General features: G+C 58.7%; 18 protein-coding genes. 16 read left to right on the plus strand and 2 right to left on the minus strand.

Going from position 1 to position 20781, the window contains the following annotated elements; translation table 11 throughout:
• Positions 1–472: 472 nt before the first annotated feature.
• On the plus strand, positions 473–676 hold the full coding sequence (locus JJQ51_RS22085; RefSeq protein WP_113333746.1) for a hypothetical protein: 204 nt from the start codon (positions 473–475) through the stop codon (positions 674–676).
• 818 nt (positions 677–1494) lie between these two features.
• Here JJQ51_RS22085 and JJQ51_RS22090 read toward each other — a convergent pair.
• On the minus strand, positions 1495–1773 hold the full coding sequence (locus JJQ51_RS22090; protein ID WP_113333747.1) for a PsiF family protein: 279 nt from the start codon (positions 1771–1773) through the stop codon (positions 1495–1497).
• A gap of 282 nt (positions 1774–2055) precedes the next feature.
• On the opposite strand from JJQ51_RS22090, the gene JJQ51_RS22095 reads away from it, so the two are divergent.
• Together JJQ51_RS22095 and JJQ51_RS22100 are read left to right on the plus strand one after the other, a co-directional pair.
• Positions 2056–2823, plus strand: a complete 768-nt coding sequence (locus JJQ51_RS22095; protein ID WP_145320121.1) for a cytochrome c biogenesis CcdA family protein — start codon at positions 2056–2058, stop codon at positions 2821–2823.
• A 63-nt stretch (positions 2824–2886) separates the two neighbouring features.
• Positions 2887–3849: an AEC family transporter gene (locus JJQ51_RS22100; protein ID WP_269245331.1), complete on the plus strand. Its 963-nt coding sequence runs from the start codon at positions 2887–2889 to the stop codon at positions 3847–3849.
• Here JJQ51_RS22100 and JJQ51_RS22105 read toward each other — a convergent pair.
• Positions 3826–5028, minus strand: a complete 1203-nt coding sequence (locus tag JJQ51_RS22105) for a UbiH/UbiF family hydroxylase (protein WP_269245332.1) — start codon at positions 5026–5028, stop codon at positions 3826–3828. The genes JJQ51_RS22100 and JJQ51_RS22105 overlap by 24 nt on opposite strands.
• Positions 5029–5240: 212 nt before the next feature.
• On the opposite strand from JJQ51_RS22105, the gene pcsA reads away from it, so the two are divergent.
• From pcsA to glmS, 13 genes are all read left to right on the plus strand, one after another.
• Positions 5241–5966, plus strand: coding sequence for a phosphatidylcholine synthase (pcsA, locus tag JJQ51_RS22110; RefSeq protein WP_113352560.1), 726 nt, complete (start codon positions 5241–5243; stop codon positions 5964–5966).
• A 12-nt stretch (positions 5967–5978) separates the two neighbouring features.
• A complete protein-coding gene (locus tag JJQ51_RS22115) occupies positions 5979–6962 on the plus strand; it encodes a quinone oxidoreductase family protein (protein WP_113352559.1) in 984 nt (327 codons plus the stop codon).
• A gap of 41 nt (positions 6963–7003) precedes the next feature.
• Entirely contained in the window at positions 7004–8578 is a 1575-nt protein-coding gene (locus JJQ51_RS22120) for an ABC transporter ATP-binding protein (protein ID WP_113333753.1), read from the plus strand.
• Entirely contained in the window at positions 8568–9653 is a 1086-nt protein-coding gene (locus tag JJQ51_RS22125; protein WP_069612137.1) for an ABC transporter permease, read from the plus strand. The genes JJQ51_RS22120 and JJQ51_RS22125 overlap by 11 nt, the downstream gene beginning before the upstream one ends.
• Positions 9650–10570, plus strand: coding sequence for an ABC transporter permease (locus tag JJQ51_RS22130; RefSeq protein ID WP_113352558.1), 921 nt, complete (start codon positions 9650–9652; stop codon positions 10568–10570). Before JJQ51_RS22125 ends, JJQ51_RS22130 begins: the two co-directional genes overlap by 4 nt.
• A gap of 53 nt (positions 10571–10623) precedes the next feature.
• Positions 10624–11700 carry a BMP family ABC transporter substrate-binding protein gene (locus JJQ51_RS22135; protein ID WP_069612139.1) on the plus strand — a complete coding sequence of 359 codons (1077 nt, stop codon included), beginning with the start codon at positions 10624–10626 and terminating at the stop codon, positions 11698–11700.
• Positions 11701–11844: 144 nt separating this feature from the next.
• Positions 11845–12807 carry a galactofuranose ABC transporter, galactofuranose-binding protein YtfQ gene (ytfQ, locus tag JJQ51_RS22140; protein WP_069612140.1) on the plus strand — a complete coding sequence of 321 codons (963 nt, stop codon included), beginning with the start codon at positions 11845–11847 and terminating at the stop codon, positions 12805–12807.
• Positions 12808–12938: 131 nt separating this feature from the next.
• Positions 12939–14462, plus strand: a complete 1524-nt coding sequence (ytfR, locus tag JJQ51_RS22145) for a galactofuranose ABC transporter, ATP-binding protein YtfR (protein ID WP_269245333.1) — start codon at positions 12939–12941, stop codon at positions 14460–14462.
• Positions 14459–15487 carry an ABC transporter permease gene (locus JJQ51_RS22150; protein ID WP_152094188.1) on the plus strand — a complete coding sequence of 343 codons (1029 nt, stop codon included), beginning with the start codon at positions 14459–14461 and terminating at the stop codon, positions 15485–15487. The genes ytfR and JJQ51_RS22150 overlap by 4 nt, the downstream gene beginning before the upstream one ends.
• Complete coding sequence (gene yjfF / locus JJQ51_RS22155; RefSeq protein WP_113333756.1) at positions 15484–16452, plus strand: galactofuranose ABC transporter, permease protein YjfF; 969 nt, start codon at positions 15484–15486, stop codon at positions 16450–16452. Before JJQ51_RS22150 ends, yjfF begins: the two co-directional genes overlap by 4 nt.
• Before the next feature lie 16 nt (positions 16453–16468).
• On the plus strand, positions 16469–17215 hold the full coding sequence (locus JJQ51_RS22160) for a FadR/GntR family transcriptional regulator (RefSeq protein WP_269245334.1): 747 nt from the start codon (positions 16469–16471) through the stop codon (positions 17213–17215).
• Positions 17216–17317: 102 nt separating this feature from the next.
• Complete coding sequence (gene glmU, locus JJQ51_RS22165; RefSeq protein ID WP_269245335.1) at positions 17318–18679, plus strand: bifunctional UDP-N-acetylglucosamine diphosphorylase/glucosamine-1-phosphate N-acetyltransferase GlmU; 1362 nt, start codon at positions 17318–17320, stop codon at positions 18677–18679.
• 113 nt (positions 18680–18792) lie between these two features.
• Positions 18793–20619, plus strand: a complete 1827-nt coding sequence (gene glmS, locus JJQ51_RS22170) for a glutamine--fructose-6-phosphate transaminase (isomerizing) (RefSeq protein WP_269245336.1) — start codon at positions 18793–18795, stop codon at positions 20617–20619.
• Positions 20620–20781 lie beyond the last annotated feature (162 nt).

The following is a 20781-nucleotide window of genomic DNA, read 5'->3' on the forward strand; positions in this document are numbered from 1 at the left end:
AGAGCACCCTGATTCAAGATCGGCGATCGCTTATGGTCGAGCAACGTCGATGCATGTTCCGTGGCCAATGCCTATTGGATTGCGGGATTATGAGTGCGATTGCGGGATTATGCGATTGTGGAAAGTGCGACGACCGCAACCGCGGTGAGGCCACCGAAGATCGGTAGCAGTTTCAACATAACAAGCCGCGCGAGCTTCTTCCGTTCGACCGACGTCATGATCAGCTTCCTCACATGGCAGTGAAGCTTAAACGCATGAAATTCATGATTCGTTTCACGTCTATCGTCGCATTATTATATTATCTGTCGCTAAAAGTACAGTGAGGTGGCGCTTTGCCGCTTCCAAAGACGAAAATCCTCCGAAATTCGCTCGGCAGTCGGATGAGAGATCGCTGACTATGATGGTGTCGTTATTTCCATCGGAACCTAATCGCATCAAGTGAGTTCCCTTTTGAAAAGACAGGAGGCGCATCTTGGCACAGGATCGACAAAGTGAATCGCATGGTGGACGTGAGAAGAAGCAAGCCCTGGCGAAGATACAGCATAGCGAGATCCGTAAGGACGACCGGCTGAATAAAGAAAAGGACGAGGCTTCGCTCGTTGCCGATCCCCGCAACAGGCTTGCCGAGGGTAAAGTCGATCCGGTGACAAAAGAGCGTAAGCCTAGGGACGCATGAGCCCCAGGGACGTCTGAGCGATACACCGATGTCGGATGGCTGCTCGCGCGCGTCATGCGCCGTTTCTCATGGAAAGATAATCGCGCAGTCCGGCAAAAGTAGCGCAGCGACGATCGCGATACGATCATCGTTTCTGAAGTGACGTTGCTGTTTGCGTCACCGACTTCATTCTCCATCATTCATGAATGCAACGACTTAGGTGACGATGGGTTTGTGCCGCCGTCGTTCAGCGCGATGGCCATGATGGCAAGAAGAACATATTCGCGCTTCCAGCCGGATTTCATCGCCGCAGCAACCAGGCTCTCGATGGAGGGTTCCAGGGCGAAAAGACAGGCTGTCAGATAGTTAGTCTGCGATGCTGCTTCCGAAGGGGGAGGGTTTATGGCGGGTCTCAACTTCCTGCTCCGTCTATTGATTTGACCGGATAGGGATGGACTGTAATGTCAGTCGGTTTCCCGGGTTTGTCTCGTTTATTGCAGAACGTTGCTATGGCTGCGAGAGAGCCAAGCCCGCAATCGAAGTCGACAATGAGCGGGTGATAGCCGGATAACGCACACTCACGCCGGCCGGCATCAATGGCACTAGCCTGCAAGGTCATCTTAGAAAAGGCGACAACGGTTTTCCGTCCGGAATTCGGCGAGAACAACAGGATATGTCCGACTAAAGGATCGCAGCACAAGCGATCGTCGCAAGCAAACAGCGTTCAGACGCCGCAGCTCGGTCTTTCCGTCGGGATTATTTGATGGGAGCGCCGTAGTGGTCAACTCTACCGCCAGCTGGACGGCAAAGTTGACCACGATTCGAGAATGAAACGAGTTTTAGGCCTTGCCGCCGTTCTTCTTGCAATCGCTTCGGAACTTGGCACGTGCCTTTCCATGCAGACCCTTGGCGTCAGCCTGAGCCGAACATGCCTTTGAAACGGCGGTTTGGGCAGGCTTCGTTGCCTTCGGCTTCATCGTATTTGTCGTCGACGGGGTCGACGTCGTTGCGCTCGGGGTTGTCGTGGTCGTGCTGGGGGTGGTCGCCGTTTGTGCCATGGCACTTACGCTGAAGAGTGCGACAAAGGCTGCAGTCGTGAACATAGTAGCAATACGCATGGGGGCTTTTCCTCCGCTGAGTAGCTGGGGTGGAATGTACGTTGTTCGACGAACATCAACAGCTTGAACCAATATTTTTACAAAAGCAATTCGTTCATCAGCCGGCTCCGCGACCCTTGGTCACGCCCGGAAAATCGGGCGAAATCGAGATTTTGCAATAGTCTGAAGGTCTCTCAATTCCGTCAACTTTAAGGCAAGACAGGGCCTGCTCGAAAAGGTGATTGGCTTTCCGATTCCAGCACCGTTAGGAAGGGAGCCGGAATGACATAGCCGGAGTCCATCGTGTCGCTTGCCGATATCTCGCTTCTGAGTGCCTTGCTCGCCGGAGCGCTTTCGTTTCTTTCACCCTGCGTGCTGCCGCTCGTGCCGCCCTATCTCTGCTACATGGCGGGAATCTCGGTCGAGCAGTTTCGCGGAGGCGGTGCAGCGGTAGCGGGAGGCCCGAGTGTTCCTGGCCCGAGCGTTCGCGGCAATGTGCTGATGTCGGCACTGTTCTTCACCTTGGGATTTGCCACCGTATTTGTCGCGCTCGGCGCCGGTGCGTCCTCGATCGGCATGCTTTTGCGCCAGCACCTCGATATTCTCGCCAAGATCGGCGGTTTGATCATCGTCATCATGGGGCTGAACTTCCTCGGCGTCTTCCGCATCGGCCTTCTCGCCCGGGAGGCGCGCTTCCAGAGCGGCGGCAAGCCGGCGACACTGACGGGCGCTTATATCATGGGCCTTGCCTTTGCTTTCGGCTGGACGCCTTGCATCGGCCCGGTGCTTGGCGCCATCCTCGGCATTGCCGCCTCGCGTGAAACGGTGGGAGCCGGTGCGGGCCTGCTTGCCGTCTATTCGCTCGGGCTTGCCATCCCCTTCTGGATCGCCGCCGGCTTTTCCGGCGCCTTCATGCGCTTTCTCTCCCGCTTCCGCCGCCATCTCGGCACGGTCGAAAAGATCATGGGCGGGCTTCTAGTGCTGACAGGTCTCGCTTTCATCTTCGGCTATGTGAGCGACATGGCGATCTGGTTTCAGCAAACCTTTCCAATCCTGATGAAAATCGGCTAAGTCGGGCAATACCTTCCGCCTTCTTTTTCCCGGCAAATGGAATATGCCCGATGGCTGACCCCCATGGCTGATATTGTTGGTCTGCTGCTGCCATTCTTCGGTCTGATCCTGATCGGCTATGTTGCCGCGCGCATTACAAAGCAGCCGGCAGAAGCGCTCGGCTGGCTGAATACGTTCATTATCTACGCAGCATTGCCGGCGCTGTTCTTCAGGCTCGTTTCGCAGACGCCGATCGAACAGCTGACTCGGATCGACTTCATCGCCACCGATATCGCCGCGACTTACTCGATTTTCCTGCTGCTGTTCCTGATCGGCCACTTCCTGCGCCGCAATTCGCTTGCCGACAGCACTATCCAGGCCTTTGCCGGCGCCTATGGCAATATCGGCTACATGGGGCCGGGGCTTGCGCTACTGGCGCTCGGCGAACGGGCCGCGGTTCCGGTAGCGCTGATCGTGTGCTTTGAAAACGCACTGCATTTCATTGTCGCGCCTGCCCTGATGGCGCTGGAAGGCGGCGACAAGCGATCGCCATGGCGCGTTGCTGCCGATATCGCCCGGAAGGTACTGCTGCACCCTTTCATCCTGTCGACAGCGCTGGGTTTTGTCGTGGCTGCGTTATCGCTGCACCAACCGATCGCCTTCGAGCGATTTGTCAATTATCTCGCACAAGCGGCTGCACCTTGTGCACTATTTGCCATGGGGGTAACGCTCGCGCTGCGTCCGCTGAAGCGGGTTCCAGTCGAGATCGGCTATATCGTGCCGGCAAAGCTCATCCTGCATCCATTGGTCGTCTATGTCGTCCTGCAAGCTGTCGGCGGCTTCGATCCGATCTGGATCGAGGCGGCCGTATTGCTGGCGGCGTTGCCGACGGCAACGAACGTCTTCGTCATCGGCCAGCAATATGGTGTCTGGCAGGAGCGGGCCTCCGCTACCATCCTGATCACCACGGCCTGTTCCGTGGTGACGGCTTCGCTGGTGCTCTATCTGATAAAGTCCGGCACCTTACCGGCGCAGCTTTTCCCGTAATGCCGACGAAAAGTTGCGCAGGCCGCCACCCGGTTCGATACCCTCGCGCATGACGATGTTGCGCAGCGGAGCAATGGCCGAAAGCACATGCAGGCCTGCCGCGCGCAGCATCTGTACCGGCAGGAAGTCCGACAGCAGCGAACGATTGAGAAGATCGACGCTTGCCGTGCGGCTGATGATGTCAGCACGTCTCTTGCGGTCGAAACTATCGCCCGATGTGGCCGGGATCGGCTGGTCCCCCCGCGTGCAGAGAATATCTGTCAGCGCCAGGATATCGCGAAGGCTGAGATTGAGGCCCTGCGCGCCGATTGGGGGGAAGACATGGGCTGCTTCGCCGATCAGCGCGGCGCGGCCTTTGCCGAAGCGATAGGCTGTCATGCCTGAAAGGGGCCAGACCTGCACGCTGTCCTCGATCGTGACCTGGCCGAGCATCGATTGCATCCGCTCCTCGACCAGTCGGCCGAGTTCTTCGAGCGACTTCTCTGCGTTGGCTGCCGCTTCGGCCGGCTTCTGAACCCAGACGAGGCTGGAGCGCCGGCCGGGCAGAGGCACCTGCGTAAACGGACCGCTTTCGGTATGGAATTCCGTGGAGATGTTCTGATGCGACAGGCTATGCGAAAAATTCAGAACCATTGCCGATTGCGGATAGGACCAGCCCTTGGTCTTGATTCCGAGCGTCTCTCGCACCATCGAATTGCGGCCGTCCGCGCCGACGACGAATGCCGCATCGATCGAATCGCCATTGTCGAGGGTAATCGATACGCCATCATCGCCGAAGGTGATCTCGGAAGCCGTGGCTTCGATGCGGCTGACATTGCCTTCCGCTTCGATGGCTTGGCTGAGATTGTCGAGCAACACGGAATTCGGAATATTGTAGCCGAAGGCATCCAGGCCGATTTCGGACGATCGGAACGAGACGGTCGGCGCCCGCAACAGTCGCGATGTGCCGTCTATGATGCGCATCGTCGTCAGCGGCGCGGCTGAAGGTACGATCCTGTCCCACAGCGTCAGGCGTTCCAGAAAGCGGATCGACTGATCCATCAGCGCCGTCGTCCGCTTGTCGGCCTTGCTGTGCGGCGCCGCGGCAAGGGCGACGGATCTTCCGCCGCGTGCCAGCGCGAAAGCCGTGATCATGCCGGCGAGTCCACCGCCGATAACGGCCACTTCAATCTGCTTCATATCGATGCCTCAATTGCCTTTGGTTCTGAAAATAAGCGCTTAGCCTGTTGAAATCCATGGGATGAAACATCGCAACGGGTGAAAATGACAGTAAGTCGCGCTAGCGTGCCGCAATGAACGCTTTTGCGCTGGCGATGCCGACCAAAGGATGCATATTAGCAAGAAAAACCGCCTGCCGGGGCAGGTGAATAAGCTGACGAGTCGTGGGGCGGATGAAAATCTTCAATTACAAGCGGGTGCCTTATGCGGAGATGCGTGCGTTCTCCGTTCATATACTGACGGCATCCGGATCGTTTCTCGCCTTTCTCGGTGTCGTCGCGGCGTCGGAACATCGCTTCGTCGATATGTTCTGGTGGCTTGGCCTGGCGCTGCTGGTCGATGGCATAGACGGACCGATTGCGCGCAAGGTCCGCGTCAAGGAGGTGCTACCCAACTGGTCCGGCGACACACTAGACAATATCATCGATTACGTGACCTACGTGCTCCTGCCTGCCTTCGCGCTCTATGAGAGCGGCATGATCGGCGAGCCTTGGTCGTTCGTCGCCGCTGGCATGATCGTCGTTTCCAGCGCCATTTATTACGCCGATACGGGCATGAAGACGGACGAATATTTCTTCTCCGGCTTTCCGGTGGTCTGGAACATGGTGATCTTCACCCTTTTCGTCATCGGCGCCAGTGCAACGACAGCCATGATCCTCGTCGGTGTTTCCGTCGTCCTGACCTTCCTGCCGATCAATTTTCTGCATCCGGTGCGCGTCAAGCGCTTGCGGCCGCTGAACCTTGGCATATTTCTCTTCTGGTCGGCGCTTGGCATCTATTCGCTGCTGATGCATTTCGTCATGCCGCAATGGGCGGTTGTCCTGTTCATCGTCAGCGGGACTTATCTTTATTGCATCGGTGCCGTGCTGCAGTTTTTCCCGTCCCTCGGACGTCAGTAAGGATTGTGCATCATGAAGAAGACCAAGGCTATCCGTATTCATGAAAATGGCGGTCCGGAGGTCATGAAGCTGGAGGAGGTGGATTTGCCACCTCCCGGCGCGGGTGAGGTGCAGCTTCGTCACGCTGCGATCGGCCTCAACTTCATCGATGTCTACTTTCGCTCCGGCCTCTATAAGGCACCTCAATTTCCGTTGCCGCTCGGTAAGGAAGCTGCGGGGACGATCACCGAAGTCGGGCCTGGGGTAACCGATTTTGCCGTCGGCGATCGCGTTGCCTATGCCGGCAGCGATGGCGCCTACAGCATCGAACGCAACATCGAGACCCGGCATCTGGTCAAAGTGCCCGATGATATTCCGCTTGAAACCGCGGCATCGATGATGCTGAAGGGCATGACGGCCGAGTATCTGCTGAACCGCACCTTCAAGGTTGGTCCTGGAACGACGCTGTTGTTTCATGCGGCTGCAGGCGGTGTAGGCCTGATTGCCGGCCAATGGGCTAAGGCCCTCGGCGCCGAAACCGTCATCGGCACTGCCGGTTCCGCCGAAAAGGTCGAATTAGCGCTGGCGCACGGCTACGACCACGTCATCGACTACAGCGAAGAGAATTTTGCCGAGCGTGTCCGCGAGATTACCGGAGGCAAGGGTGTCGATGTCGTCTATGACTCGGTGGGCAAGGATACTTTCCCGCGGTCACTCGATTGTCTGAAGCCGCGCGGGATGTGGGTCACCTTCGGCCAGTCTTCCGGCCCGATCGAGAATTTCAATCTTGCCATCCTCAATCAGAAAGGCTCGCTCTTTGCCACGCGGCCAAGCCTTTTTGCCTATGTCGGCACAGCTGAGGAGTTGAGAGCCAGTGCAAAGGCGTTATTTGCTGTTGTGCAAAGCAGCAAAGTGCGTATCAATATTCATCAAACTTATCCGCTTGTTGATGCAGGGCGCGCGCATGCGGATTTGGAAGCCAGGAAAACGAGTGGAACTACACTACTGATCCCATAGATCCGTAAAGGGCAGGACGGTGGGAAGGAAATGAGGGGAACGTGTCGTCATCCGATGCGCCGGCAACCGGTGCACTATTGTCGGTTCGCAAACTGACGAAACTGTTCGGCAGTTTTACTGCTTGCAACGAAATCGATCTTGAAATCCAGCCAGGCGAAATTCACGCCCTTTTAGGCGAAAACGGCGCCGGCAAATCCACGCTTGTCAAGATGCTGTTCGGCGTGCTCGAACCGTCGCATGGACAGATCGTCTGGCAAGGGCAACCTGTGTCGATAGACGCGCCGGGCACTGCGCGCAAGCTCGGCATCGGCATGGTATTCCAGCATTTTTCTTTGTTCGAAGCGCTGACTGTCGCCGAAAATATAGCGCTCTCGCTCGACAGCAATATCCCGCTTGCAAGAATTTCCGAGGAAGCCGCAAAGCTCTCTCACGCTTATGGATTGCCGCTCGATCCGAATGCGCATGTCGCCGATCTTTCGGTTGGCGAACGCCAGCGCATCGAGATTGTGCGGGCGCTTCTGCAAAATCCCAAACTGATCATTCTTGACGAGCCCACTTCCGTTTTGACACCGCAGGAAGCCGATCGTCTCTTCGAGACCCTGTTTAAGTTGAGAGACGAGGGACGCTCGGTGCTCTACATCAGCCATCGGCTGGAGGAGGTGCAGCGCATCTGTTCGCGCGCTACTGTCCTGCGCCACGGCAAAGTTACGGGCGCCTGCGATCCGCGGCAGGAAACGACCGGTTCGCTCGCTCGTATGATGGTCGGCAACGATGTCGCCAGCGTGCAGCACGAGGGCCTCGGTGCGAAGGGAGATATTCTCCTGGAGATTGCCGGTCTTTCGGCACCGGCACGAACCCCGTTTGCCATGGCACTGAAGGACGTTTCCCTGCGTGTGCGCGCCGGCGAGATCCTGGCGATTGCCGGGGTTGCCGGCAACGGCCAGGGCGAATTGTTCGATGTCATTTCCGGCGAATACACGGTCGCAGCGGACGATCTCGTCCAATTGCGCGGCAAGTCCGTCGGCACCAAGGGCATTAATGCGCGCCGACTGATCGGCGCCGGTTTCGTGCCGGAGGAACGCCACGGCCATGCTGCGGTATCCGCATTGAAGCTGTCGGATAACCTCGTGCTCGCCAGGCATCAGTCGGACCGCAAGTCGTTTCTGGGTGGTGGCTTCTTCAACGTCATCAGGCACGGCGCGGTCAAGCAGGCGACGAAGCGCATCTGCGAGGCTATGGATGTGCGCAAGAGCGGCGAGGATCCGGCTGCCGGCGCGCTGTCCGGCGGCAATCTGCAGAAGTTCATCGTCGGCCGCGAATTGGATCGTCAGCCGAGCGTGCTCGTCGTCAACCAGCCGACTTGGGGCGTCGATGCCGGCGCCGCAAGCCGCATCCGCCAGGCGCTGGTCGATCTCGCTCGCGATGGCTCGGCCGTGCTCGTCATCAGCCAGGATCTGGATGAGATTTTCGAAGTCGCGACCGATATTGCCGTCATTTCGGAAGGGCGGCTGTCACCGTCCTATCCCGCCGGCGAGTTGACGCGCGAAAAGATTGGCCTGCTGATGGGCGGGCTGCATGAATCGAAAACGCATTCGGAGCCTGCACATGCGCATTGAACTTGAAAAGCGCCCGCAGGTCTCGAAACTGTTCGGTTTGCTTTCACCTCTGCTTGCCCTCGCATTGGCGCTGATCGCCGGCACCATCATGTTCGCCGTCATGGGCAAGGATCCCGTCGAGGCGCTCGATGCTTTCTTTGTCGAGCCTCTGCTGGAAGTGTGGTCGCTGCACGAATTGGCGATCAAGGCCGGGCCGCTGATCCTGATCGCCGTCGGCCTTTGCCTCTGCTACCGTTCCAACAATTGGAATATCGGTGCCGAAGGCCAGTTCACGATGGGCGCGATCGCCGGCTCCTTCATCCCGATCGTCTTCACTGATTGGCATTCGCCGATGATCCTGCCTTTGATGCTGATCGCCGGCGCCATCGGTGGCGCGCTCTATGCCGCCATTCCGGCGCTTCTGAAGGCGCATTTCAATACCAATGAGATCCTGACGAGCCTGATGCTTGTCTATATTGCGCAACTGTTCCTCGATTGGTTGTCGCGCGGGCCGTGGCGCGATCCGCAGGGCCATAATTTCCCGCAGAGCATCGATTTTCCGCCGGAAGCCGTCCTGCCGGCAATCTGGGAGGATTCCGGGCGCGCGCATTGGGGCATCGTCTTTGCCGTTATCGCGGCGATCCTTGCCTGGTTCGTTATGAAATATACGCTGAAAGGCTTTGAGATAAGCGTGCTCGGCCAGTCGGCGCGGGCAGGGCGCTTTGCCGGTTTTTCCTCGCGGAAAATGGTTTGGTTCGCCTTTCTCGTTTCGGGGGCGCTCTCGGGATTGGCCGGCATATCCGAAGTTTCCGGTTCCATCGGCCATCTGCAACCGGCGATCTCGCCGGGTTACGGTTTCACCGCCATCATCGTCGCCTTTCTTGCGCGCCTCAATCCGCTCGGAGCCATCCTTTCCGGTCTGGTGCTGGCGCTGACCTATCTCGGTGGTGAAGCCGCGCAATTATCGCCGGGGATATCAGCCAAGGCGGCCAGCGTTTTCCAGGGCCTCTTGCTATTTTTCGTGCTCTCCTGCGACACGTTGATCTATTACAAAATCCGTGTGATCTGGTCGCGGGTCCGTGGAGGTGCGGCATGAGCGTTTTCGAAGCAATCCTCCTGACGATCATCACCGCATCGACGCCGCTCGTTATCGCTGGCCTCGGCGAATTGGTGGTGGAGCGCTCGGGCGTCCTCAACCTCGGCGTCGAAGGCATGATGATTATCGGCGCCGTCGCCGCTTTTGTCGGCGCGCAGATGAGCGGATCGCCCTATGTCGGCCTGCTGACCGGTATCATTGCCGGTGCGCTCTTCTCGCTGCTGTTCGGCTTCCTCACTCTGACGCTGGTGACGAACCAGGTGGCGACCGGTCTGGCGCTGACCATCCTGGGGCTCGGCCTTTCCGGCATGATCGGTGAAGGCTATGTCAGCGTGCCTGGCGTCCAGCTGCACGAGATCGTCTTCCCGTTCCTGTCGGATATTCCGCTGATCGGCTCGGTGCTGTTCAAGCAGGATCTGACCTTCTACCTCTCAATCGCGCTTCTGATCGGCGTGAATTGGTTCCTCTTCCGCAGCCGCGCCGGCCTGAAGCTGCGTGCTGTCGGCGACAGCCATGGCTCCGCCCATGCGCTCGGGATCGACGTCATCCGCACGCGCTATCTCGCTGTCATGTTCGGCGGTGCCTGCGCCGGGCTTGCCGGCGCGCAGCTATCGCTCGTCTACACGCCGCAATGGGTGGAGAACATGTCGGCCGGCCGCGGTTGGGTGACGCTGGCGCTCGTCGTCTTCGCCTCCTGGCGGCCGATGCGTGTTCTGGCCGGCGGTTATCTCTTCGGCGCCGTAACGATCCTGCAGTTCCATGCGCAGGGCTTCGGCGTCGGCATTCCCTCGCAATTCCTGTCGATGCTGCCCTATGCGTCGACTATTGTGGTTCTCGTCATCATCTCTCAAAATCGCCGCGCGACCTTGATCAACACGCCAGCGTCGCTCGGCAAGGCCTTCGTTCCGGAGCGTTGATTGCAACGGCCGGACCGATTTCTGCAAAACATGTCAAACCAGTAGGGGTAACCATGAAAAAACTAGCACTCGCCCTCACAACGACAGCGGCCGCCATCGTTGGTTTCGCTGCCGCTGCAGAAGCAGCACCGACCAAGGTCTGCTTCGTCTATGTCGGTTCGCACACGGACGGCGGCTATTCGCAGGCGCATGATCTCGGCCGTCAGCAGATCCAGAAGGAATTCGGCAACAAGATCGAGACGCCTTATCTCGAAAACGTACCGGAAGGCCCGGACGCCGAGCGCGCCATCGAGCGTCTCGCCCGCTCCGGCTGCTCGCTGATCTTCTCCACCTCGTTCGGCTTCATGGATGCGACCGTCAAGGTTGCCGCCAAGTTCCCCAAGGTAAAGTTCGAACATGCGACCGGCTTCAAGAGCGGTCCGAATCTCGCGACCTACAACTCGCGCTTCTATGAAGGCCGCTACATCCTCGGCCAGATCGCCGCCAAGATGTCGAAGAACCATGGTGCCGCCTACATCGCGTCCTTCCCGATTCCGGAAGTCGTGATGGGCATCAACTCCTTCGAACAGGGCGCCCGCTCGATCGATCCAAGCTTTAAGCTGAAGGTCGTCTGGGTCAACACCTGGTTTGATCCGGGCAAAGAAGCTGACGCCGCCAAGGCCATGGTCGACCAGGGCGTCGATATCCTGACGCAGCACACCGATACGACGGCGCCGATGCAGGTGGCCGAAGAGCGCGGCATTCACGCTTTCGGCCAGGCTTCCGACATGATCAAGGCTGGCCCGAAGGCACAGCTGACGGCGATTGTCGACACCTGGGGCAACTACTACTCCAAGCGCGTTCACGCACTGCTCGACGGCACCTGGAAGTCCGAACAGAGCTGGGACGGCCTGAAGGACGGTATCCTGAAGATGGCCGACTATACGAACATGCCCGACGACGTGAAGAAGATGGCCCAAGAAACCGAAGCCAAGATCAAATCCGGCGAGCTGGCTCCCTTCACCGGTCCGATCAACAAGCAGGACGGCACGCCCTGGCTGAAGGCCGGTGAAAAGGCTGACGACGGCACGTTGCTCGGCATGAATTTCTACATCGAAGGCGTGGACGACAAGTTGCCGGCTTCGAAGTAAGCTCCATCGAATAGTTAAAGTTGAGAAAAGGGTGCCTCGGGCGCCCTTTTTTGTTGCGCTGCATCATCGAATGTCGATTTACAAAAGTATTACTATATGATTTTTTGACGGCGGGCCTGAGGAGATGGCCTTTGGGAGATAATCATGAAGTTTAAGACCGCACTCGTTAGTGCTACGATTCTCGCTGCCTGCATGTTTACGTCGGCGTCGGCTAAAGACCTGGTTGTCGGCTTCTCGCAAATTGGTTCGGAGTCTGGCTGGCGCGCGGCTGAGACCACGTTGACCAAGCAGGAAGCTAAGAAGCGCGGCATCGACCTGAAATTCGCTGACGCGCAGCAGAAGCAGGAAAACCAGATCAAGGCGATCCGCTCGTTCATCGCGCAGGGTGTCGATGCGATCCTGCTGGCGCCCGTCGTCGAAACCGGCTGGGATGCCGTTCTGAAGGAAGCCAAGGAAGCAAAGATCCCGGTCATCCTGCTAGACCGCACGGTCGCCGCGCCGAAGGACCTTTATCTGACGGCTGTCACATCCGACCTGGTTCATGAAGGCAAGGTTGCCGGCGACTGGCTCGTGAAGACAGTCGGCGACAAGAAGTGCAACATCGTCGAATTGCAGGGCACGACCGGTTCCTCGCCGGCCATCGCCCGTAAGAAGGGCTTCGAGGAAGCCATCAAGGGCCACGATAACCTGAAGATCGTTCGCAGCCAGACCGGCGACTTCACCCGCGCCAAAGGCAAGGAAGTCATGGAAAGCTTCCTGAAGGCTGAAAACGGCGGCAAGGATATCTGCGCGCTCTACGCTCATAACGACGATATGGCCGTCGGCGCCATTCAGGCGATCAAGGAAGCCGGCCTGAAGCCGGGCAAGGACATCCTGACCGTGTCGATCGATTCGGTTCCGGATCTCTTCAAGGCCATGGCTGCCGGTGAAGCCAACGCAACCGTGGAGCTGACGCCGAACATGGCTGGTCCGGCCTTCGATGCACTCGATGCCTACCTGAAGACCAAGAAAGAGCCGCCGAAGTGGATCCAGACGGAATCCAAGCTCTATACCCAGGCCGATGATCCGCAGAAGGTCTACGAGCAGAAGAAAGACCTCGGCTACTAAGATGAAAGCCCATCGCACCGAATCGGCAATGCCGCGCCGGTGCGATATCGTGTGCAAGATGCCGGCGCACCCGTAGAATGCGCCGGCTATCGCTTTCGCAATTTGATTCATTCCAAGGAAATTCGCGCTTCATGGCTCACGACGTAGAGCGACTTCTGACGGCGACAGGTTTTTGTAAATATTTCCCTGGTTCGACCGCTCTCGATCATGTCGATTTCACATTGATGCGCGGCGAGGTCCATGCGCTTCTCGGCGAAAACGGTGCCGGAAAATCGACCTTGATCAAATGCATGACCGGCGCCTATCGCCGCGATGCGGGCACTCTGGTTCTCGACGGGGCCGAGATCGATCCGCATGATACGCTTGCCGCTCAGAAGCTCGGTATTGGAACGGTCTACCAGGAAGTGAACCTGCTGCCCAATCTGAGCGTCGCGGAAAATCTGTTTCTGGGTCGTCAGCCGCGGCGGTTCGGTATGGTCACCAGCCGCGTCATGAACCAGATGGCGAGAGATCTGCTGTCGCAATATGGCTTGGATATCGACGTCGGCCGCCAGCTCGATCGCTTTTCGGTCGCCATTCAGCAGGTGATCGCCATCGCCCGCGCCGTCGACCTGTCCGGCAAGGTCCTCATTCTCGATGAGCCCACTGCGAGCCTGGATACGCATGAAGTAGAGATGCTGTTCGGTATTGTCAGGCGATTGAAACAGCGCGGACTGGGAATTGTGTTCATTACGCATTTCCTGGAGCAGGTTTACGAAATCTGCGATCGCATCACCGTTCTCCGCAACGGCCGGCTGGTCGGCACCCGCGAGGCGGACGGTCTTCCGCGGCAGACCCTGATCGCCATGATGCTTGGCCGCGAACTCGCCGAGACTGAAAGCACGATCAAGCAGAGCGAGACGGAAAGCGGCCCGGTCAAATATCACTTCACGAATTTCGGCAAGCGCGGCAAGATCAAGCCGTTCGACATGGAGGTGCGCGTCGGCGAAGTGGTCGGCATTGCCGGCCTGCTCGGCTCGGGGCGGACGGAGACCGCCGAAGTGCTCTTCGGCGTTGAGCGCGCCGACAGCGGCGAGGCGAAGATCGAAGGCAAGCCCGTTGCACTTTCCAGTCCGCGCGCCGCGATCAAGAGCGGCTTCGGCTTTTGTCCGGAAGATCGCAAGACCGATGGGATCATCGGTGATCTCTCCATTCGCGAAAATATCATCATGGCGCTGCAGGCAAGGCGCGGCTGGGCAAGGCCCTTGCCGCGCAGCGAGCAGAACGCCATCGCCGATCGCTACATCAAGGCGCTGGATATCCGCACGACCGACCGGGAAAAGCCGATCAGGCTCCTTTCAGGCGGTAACCAGCAGAAAGCGATTCTTGCGCGCTGGCTGGCGACCAATCCGAGCTTCCTCATCCTGGATGAACCGACGCGCGGCATCGATGTCGGTGCCCATGCGGAAATCATCCGATTGATCGAGGATCTCTGCCGGCAGGGAATGTCCCTGGTGGTCATTTCATCCGAACTCGAGGAGCTTGTCGCCTATAGTTCGCGAGTCATCGTCCTGCGCGACCGCGAACATATTGCTGAGTTGACCGGCAGTGAGATAACGGCCGGAAATATCGTCGAGGCTATCGCTACGGCTCAAAAGACGCGGGAGGACGCATGAGCTCGCCCATCAAAACCTCCTTGCTTCGGCTGATGCCTCAGCTCATTGCACTCGCGGTTATTCTTCTGTTGAATTTCATCATGTTCCCGCATTTCTTTCATCTGGAAGTTCAGAACGGAAGACTCTACGGGAGCTTGGTAGACGTACTTAATCGCGGTGCGCCGGTAGCGCTGCTCGCCATCGGCATGACGCTGGTCATCGCCACGAAAGGGATCGATCTGTCCGTCGGGGCGGTCATCGCGATTTGCGGTGCTGTCGCGGCTTCTTCGATTGTTGCCGGCTACTCGCTTTCCTATACGCTGCTCTTGACGATCGGCATCGGTCTGGCATGTGGACTCTGGAACGGATTCCTCGTCGCTGTACTCGATATCCAGCCCATCATCGCGACGCTGGTGCTGATGGTGGCCGGCCGCGGCATTGCGCAATTGATCACTGAGGGGGCGATCCTCACCTTCAACAATGACGGGCTGATCTTCCTTGGCAGCGGCTCCTTCGCCGCCCTGCCGATGCCTGTCGTGATCTGGCTTGTCGCTGCGCTTCTGGTGATCGCTCTGGTGCGGCGCACAGCTCTCGGAATGCTGGTCGAAGCCATTGGCATCAATCGCCGGGCAAGCACCTTGTCCGGTATCCGGACCCCGGTCCTGCTGATTGCGGTTTACGCATTGAGCGGCCTTTGTGCCTCCATCGCCGGCATCATCGTCACGGCCGATATCAAGGGTGCGGACGCCAACAATGCCGGTCTGTGGCTTGAGCTGGACGCGATCCTTGCGGTCGTGGTTGGTGGCAATTCGCTGCTTGGCGGCCGTTTCAGCATCGTCGGTTCGCTGATCGGCGCGATGATCATTCAATCGGTCAATACAGGCATCCTGCTCTCCGGCTTTCCGCCGGAGTTCAATCTGGTGATCAAGGCGATCATCGTCATCGTCATTCTGGTCATCCAATCCCCCGCCATGCAGTCCGCAACCGCATTCTTCTGGCGCCGGCGCGGCGAGGGGCAGATGGTGCAAAAGGAGCAGGCAAAGTGAATTCGAAATATCTCCCGCTGCTTGCGACCATCGTCATCTTCATTCTGGCTTATGCCGGCTGCGTGACACAGTATCCCAACATGCTGTCGACGCGCGTGATCGGCAACCTTTTGACCGATAATGCCTTTCTCGGTATCGCAGCTGTCGGCATGACATTCGTCATCATCTCCGGCGGAATTGATCTGTCCATCGGATCGGTCATTGCCTTTACCGGCGTGTTCCTGGCGATCGTCCTTCGCGATACCACGATCCATCCCCTGATCGCTTTCGCTCTGGTCCTCGTGATCACGACAATTTTTGGCGCCGGCATGGGCGCCATCATCCACTATCTCAGCATGCCGCCCTTCATCGTGACGCTGGCCGGCATGTTCCTGGCGCGGGGCATTGCCTTCGTGCTGTCGATCGACAGCATTCCGATAGAGCATGATTTCTACTCTCAGCTCAATGATCTCTATTGGCTGATGCCCGGCGGCGGCCGGCTGACCTTGATCGGCGGTCTCATGCTGCTCGTCTTTGCCGGCGGCATCGTGCTGGCGCATCGCACCCGTTTCGGTGCCAATGTCTACGCGCTGGGTGGGGGGGCGCAGACCGCGGAACTGATGGGCGTGCCCGTGGGAAGAACGACGATCCAGATCTACGCTCTGTCCGGCTTTCTCGCCGGTCTATCCGGAATCGTTTTTTCCATTTATACCTCAGCGGGATATTCGCTTGCCACGGTCGGCGTCGAACTCGATGCGATCGCTGCCGTGGTTATAGGCGGAACACTGCTGACGGGAGGAGCGGGGTTCGTCGGAGGAACACTCATCGGAATTCTCATACAGGGCTTGATTCAGACCTACATCACCTTCGATGGAACGCTTTCCAGCTGGTGGACGAAGATATTGATCGGCTTGTTGCTGTTTGCCTTTATTCTGATGCAGAAGGGTCTCCTGCTGCTTTCCCGCTTGAATCGACGATATGCCTGAGGGAGGGACAGAGCGCTTGCGCGACCGATTGCTTGAGACCGGAAAATCAGAGGGAAAATCGCGCACGAGCCACGCTCAGGTGGTGGATGAGCTGGGCAAGGCGATCGTCTCCGGCGTGTTTCCGATCGGAAGCATTCTTCCTGGCGACAGCGAGCTTCTGCAACGATTCAAGGTATCGCGCACGGTCCTGCGTGAGAGTATGAAGACTTTGGCCGCAAAGGGGCTTGTGGTGCCGCGTGCGCGCGTCGGCACGCGGGTCACCGAGAAGATCCATTGGAACATGTTCGACAACGAGGTGCTCAACTGGCATTTCGAAAGCGGCGTCAACAAGGAGTTCCTTCTCCATCTTTACGATATACGCATGGCATTCGAGCCTTTTGCCGCAAGCCTCGTTGCGGAAAGGGCCAGTCGAGAGGACATCGAACTGCTCCGCAGTCTTGCCGCTGCCATGGCAGCGCCGCATCATACCTCCGATAGCCTCGCGGTCGCCGATCTGCATTTCCACCTGGCAATTACGGAGGCTTCGCAGAACCCATTCATGCGATCGCTGGGCGGACTTATCGAAGCTGCACTCGTCGGCATGTTCCGCATGAGCGCACCGCCTTCAACCAATGGCTTCGCCAATATTGCGGATACGCATATGGCCATAGTGGACGCGATAGCGGCGCGTGACGGCCTTTCGGCCCATAAGGCGATGGAATTTGTGATCATCGATGGGCGCCAACATGTTCTCGAAGCTTTCGAGGCTCTTGCCGAAGCCTGAAGGTCGCCTTCAATTTCGCCGTAGTTCATCGCTCGACTTGTTGATATGAGGGGAGTCGCCCGGCCCCTGGGCGGCGCTTGACCGTATATCTCGGAGCTTGAAATGGAACGCAGCTGCCTCGCCATCATCCTCGCCGCCGGCGACAGTACCCGCATGAAGTCGTCGATGTCGAAGGTCCTGCACCCGATTGCCGGGCGTCCGATGATCGCTCATGTCATGGAGGCGATCGCCAGGACCGGGATTTCAGCGGCGGCTCTGGTGGTCGGGCGCGATGCGGATGAGGTCAGCGCGGCAGCATCGATCGGCGATATTGCCGTCGAATCCTATCTGCAGAAGGAGCGGCTCGGCACGGGCCATGCCGTGTTGGCGGCGCGCGAGGCGATTGCCCGCGGATATGATGATATTATCGTTGCCTATGGAGACGTCCCTCTGCTGACCGATGTGCCGCTTCGTGCGGCCCGCCAGGGACTGGCCGATGGCAATGACATCGTCGTCATCGGCTTTCATACGGAGCATCCCAACGTCTATGGCCGCTTGCTGGTCAAGGATGGCGAACTGATCGCCATTCGAGAAGCCAAGGACGCCACCGATGCCGAACTGGCGATAAAGTGGTGCAATAGCGGGCTGATGGCGATCAATGGCCGCAAGGCGCTGGAGCTTCTCGACCGCATCGGCAACAACAATGCCAAGGGCGAATATTATCTCACCGATCTCGTCGAGATCGCCCGCTCGCTGGGCGGCCGCGCCGTTGCGGTCGATGCGCCCGAGGTCGAAATGACTGGCTGCAACAACCGGGCCGAGCTCGCCTTCATCGAGCGCCTCTGGCAGGAGCGGCGCCGGCAGGAGCTTATGCTGTCGGGCGTGACCATGGTGGCGCCAGAAACCGTGTTCCTCGCCTATGACACCGTGATCGGCCAGGATGCGTTGATCGAACCAAATGTCGTTTTCGGTCCCGGTGCGGTGATCGAGGGGGGCGCGGTCATCCATGCCTTCTCGCATATTGAGGGCGCCCATGTCAGCGCCGGCGCGACGGTTGGGCCCTTTGCGCGGCTGCGTCCGGGCGCGGATCTCGCCGGCGGTGCCAAGGTCGGCAATTTCTGCGAGGTCAAGAACGGCAAGATCGGCGAGGGTGCCAAGGTCAATCACCTGACCTACATCGGCGATGCGACGATCGGCGCCGGCAGCAATATCGGCGCTGGCACGATTACCTGCAACTATGATGGGGTCAACAAACATGAGACGCATATTGGCGCCAATGCTTTCGTCGGTTCCAACTCATCGCTGGTCGCGCCCATCCGCATCGGCGACGGCGCATATATTGCTTCCGGCAGTGTCATCACCGATGATGTTCCGGCCGACGCGCTGGCTTTTGGCCGGGCTCGCCAGGAAGTAAAGCCAGAGCGAGCCAAGGCAATCCGCGAGCGAGCTCTTGCCATCAAGGCAGCGAAGAAGGGCGGCCACTAAAACTCGCGTGTCGACGTAACGGTCAGAAATCGAAAGTGACCGTGACGGCAATTGAGAAAATCGCAGGAATGATTAGGACTTGCCCTCATATCTGAGGCCAGACGGAGAGCTGTATGTGCGGTATTGTGGGGATCGTCGGAACGAAGCCTGTGGCGGAGCGCTTGGTGGACGCGCTGCGGCGGCTCGAGTACCGCGGCTATGATTCGGCGGGAGTTGCGACGATCCACGACGGCGTGATGGATCGCCGCCGCGCAGAAGGAAAGCTGTTCAATCTGGAAAAGCGCCTCGAGTCGGATCCTTTGCCCGGCACGACCGGCATTGCACACACGCGTTGGGCAACCCACGGCGTTCCGAATGAAACCAATGCCCATCCGCATTTCGTCGAAGGTGTTGCTGTCGTCCACAACGGCATTATCGAGAACTTCTCCGAGCTGCGCGAAGAACTGAAGGCCGAAGGCCAGGAATTTGCTTCGCAAACGGATACGGAAGTTGTCGCTCATCTATTGGCGAAATACGTTCGCGAAGGCCTGGACGCACGTTCGGCCATGCTGAAAATGCTGAACCGTGTGACGGGCGCCTATGCATTGGCCGTGATGTTTCAAAACGATCCCGGCACGCTGATGGCGGCGCGTTCTGGCCCGCCACTCGCGGTCGGCCACGGCAAGGGCGAGATGTTCCTCGGCTCGGATGCCATCGCACTTGCGCCTTTCACCAACGAAATCACCTATCTCGTCGATGGTGACTGCGCCATCGTTAGCCATGCCGGCGCGACCATTCTCGATTTCAGCGGCAAGGAAGTGAGCCGGCTGCGGCAGATTTCCCAAGCGACCGCCTATGTGGTCGATAAGGGCAATCACCGTCACTTCATGGAAAAGGAAATCTACGAGCAGCCGGAAGTCATTTCCCACGCGCTCAGCCACTATGTCGATTTCGCCAGCCATCGCGTGCGCCCGGATGTCTCGGCCATAGATTTCGGCGGCGTGTCCGGCCTTGCGATTTCGGCTTGCGGCACCGCCTATCTTGCCGGCCTGATCGGCAAATACTGGTTCGAGCGCTATGCGCGTCTTCCGGTCGAAATCGATGTGGCCTCCGAATTCCGCTATCGCGAAATGCCCTTGTCGCCGTCGCAAGCGGCGCTGTTCATTTCCCAATCCGGCGAAACCGCGGATACCTTGGCTTCGCTGCGCTATTGCCGGGACAACGGCCTGAAGATCGGCGCCGTGGTCAACGTCAGGGAATCGACCATCGCGCGCGAATCCGACGCGGTGTTTCCTATCCTGGCTGGTCCCGAGATCGGCGTCGCCTCGACGAAGGCTTTCACCTGCCAGCTTGCGGTTCTCGCATCGCTCGCGATCGGAGCGGGCGTTGCTCGCGGCACGGTCAGCGCCAAGGATGAACAGGAAATGGTGCGCCATCTCGTCGAGATGCCGCGTATCATGGCGAATGTGCTGAATATCATCCAGCCGCAGATGGAAAGCCTGTCGCGCGAAATCTCGAAGTTCAAGGATGTGCTCTATCTCGGTCGCGGCACCAGCTTCCCGCTCGCCATGGAAGGCGCGCTGAAGCTGAAGGAAATCTCTTATATCCACGCCGAAGGCTATGCGGCCGGCGAATTGAAGCACGGGCCGATCGCGCTGATCGACGAGAATATGCCCGTCATCGTCATCGCTCCGCATGACCGCTTCTTCGACAAGACCGTTTCCAACATGCAGGAAGTGGCGGCGCGCGGCGGCCGAATCATCTTCATCACGGATGAGCTTGGCGCGGCAGCCTCGACATTGCCGACCATGGCGACCATCACCTTGCCCGTCGTCGACGAGATCATCGCCCCGATCATATTCTCGCTGCCGATTCAATTGCTTGCCTATCATACGGCCGTCTTCATGGGCACGGACGTCGATCAGCCGCGCAATCTCGCTAAATCGGTCACCGTGGAATAGGACAACTTCCGTCCCGCATTTGCCGTCACGTCATCGTGAGCCGGACGTTTGTTCGGCTCGCGGACGCAGCTGGCGGGTTGTATGCCGCACTGATTTCTGGCACGATTCCCATTCTGAGATGGTGGGGAGGATTTGCCGGGTAGCAGTAGGCGGCGGAACGGA

This window comes from Rhizobium sp. AG207R (assembly GCF_027109195.1).
Classification (GTDB): Bacteria; Pseudomonadota; Alphaproteobacteria; order Rhizobiales; family Rhizobiaceae; genus Rhizobium; species Rhizobium dioscoreae.

Excerpts from the sequence above, each read along its gene's own strand:
- ytfQ (WP_069612140.1), top strand. The coding sequence starts at position 11,845 with ATGAAGTTTAAGACCGCACTCGTTAGTGCTACGATTCTCGCTGCCTGC.
- pcsA (WP_113352560.1), top strand. The coding sequence starts at position 5,241 with ATGAAAATCTTCAATTACAAGCGGGTGCCTTATGCGGAGATGCGTGCG.
- glmS (WP_269245336.1), top strand. The coding sequence starts at position 18,793 with ATGTGCGGTATTGTGGGGATCGTCGGAACGAAGCCTGTGGCGGAGCGC.
- JJQ51_RS22105 (WP_269245332.1), bottom strand. The coding sequence starts at position 5,028 with ATGAAGCAGATTGAAGTGGCCGTTATCGGCGGTGGACTCGCCGGCATG.
- JJQ51_RS22090 (WP_113333747.1), bottom strand. The coding sequence starts at position 1,773 with ATGCGTATTGCTACTATGTTCACGACTGCAGCCTTTGTCGCACTCTTC.
- JJQ51_RS22115 (WP_113352559.1), top strand. The coding sequence starts at position 5,979 with ATGAAGAAGACCAAGGCTATCCGTATTCATGAAAATGGCGGTCCGGAG.
- JJQ51_RS22130 (WP_113352558.1), top strand. The coding sequence starts at position 9,650 with ATGAGCGTTTTCGAAGCAATCCTCCTGACGATCATCACCGCATCGACG.
- JJQ51_RS22125 (WP_069612137.1), top strand. The coding sequence starts at position 8,568 with ATGCGCATTGAACTTGAAAAGCGCCCGCAGGTCTCGAAACTGTTCGGT.
- JJQ51_RS22135 (WP_069612139.1), top strand. The coding sequence starts at position 10,624 with ATGAAAAAACTAGCACTCGCCCTCACAACGACAGCGGCCGCCATCGTT.
- glmU (WP_269245335.1), top strand. The coding sequence starts at position 17,318 with ATGGAACGCAGCTGCCTCGCCATCATCCTCGCCGCCGGCGACAGTACC.
- ytfR (WP_269245333.1), top strand. The coding sequence starts at position 12,939 with ATGGCTCACGACGTAGAGCGACTTCTGACGGCGACAGGTTTTTGTAAA.
- JJQ51_RS22100 (WP_269245331.1), top strand. The coding sequence starts at position 2,887 with ATGGCTGATATTGTTGGTCTGCTGCTGCCATTCTTCGGTCTGATCCTG.
- JJQ51_RS22150 (WP_152094188.1), top strand. The coding sequence starts at position 14,459 with ATGAGCTCGCCCATCAAAACCTCCTTGCTTCGGCTGATGCCTCAGCTC.